Source organism: Pseudomonas sp. GW821-FHT03C07 (assembly GCF_059420925.1).
Genome location: NZ_JBWKUQ010000050.1, coordinates 1 through 914 on the forward strand (window position 1 = coordinate 1; position 914 = coordinate 914).

Here is a 914-nt window from a genome sequence, read left to right on the forward strand (position 1 = left end):
ATGGGCGGCGCACAGCCGTTGGCCGCAACCCTGGCCGGCGCCTGCTCGCTGAACATCGAATGCCAGCAGGTCAGCATCGACTTCCGCCTGAGCAGCCGTTATGTCGATGAACAAGCCAGCGACCTCGACGACGCCCTGGCGCGTATCGCCAAATACACCCAGGCCGGCCAGGCGATTTCCATTGCCCTGCTCGGCAACGCGGCGGAAATCCTCCCGGAACTGGTCAAGCGCGGCGTGCGTCCGGACATGGTCACCGACCAGACCAGCGCCCACGACCCGCTCAACGGCTACCTGCCGGCCGGCTGGACCTGGGAAGAGTACCGCGCCCGCGCCAAGACCGAGCCGGCGGTTGTCGTCAAAGCCGCCAAAGCCTCGATGGCCGTGCACGTCAAAGCGATGCTCGACTTCCAGAAACAAGGCATCCCGACCTTCGACTACGGCAACAACATCCGTCAGATGGCCCAGGAAGAAGGCGTGGAAAACGCCTTCGATTTCCCGGGTTTCGTCCCGGCGTATATCCGTCCGCTGTTCTGCCGCGGCATCGGTCCGTTCCGTTGGGCCGCGCTGTCGGGCGATCCGCAGGACATCTACAAGACCGACGCTAAAGTCAAAGAGCTGATCCCGGACGACGCCCACCTGCACAACTGGCTGGACATGGCCCGCGAGCGCATCAGCTTCCAGGGTCTGCCGGCACGGATCTGCTGGGTTGGCCTGGGCCTGCGCGCCAAGCTCGGCCTGGCGTTCAACGAAATGGTCCGCAGCGGCGAGCTGTCGGCGCCGATCGTGATCGGTCGCGACCACCTGGACTCCGGCTCCGTGGCCAGCCCGAACCGCGAAACCGAATCGATGCAGGACGGTTCCGATGCCGTGTCCGACTGGCCACTGCTCAACGCCCTGCTCAACACCGCGAGCGG

The 914-nt window shown here is 65.4% G+C and carries 1 protein-coding gene; it reads left to right on the forward strand.

What is annotated here, in order from left to right; genetic code table 11:
• The coding region (hutU, locus tag AC07VG_RS33430) for a urocanate hydratase (protein ID WP_495022568.1) at nucleotides 1-914 on the forward strand (914 nt) is incomplete at both ends.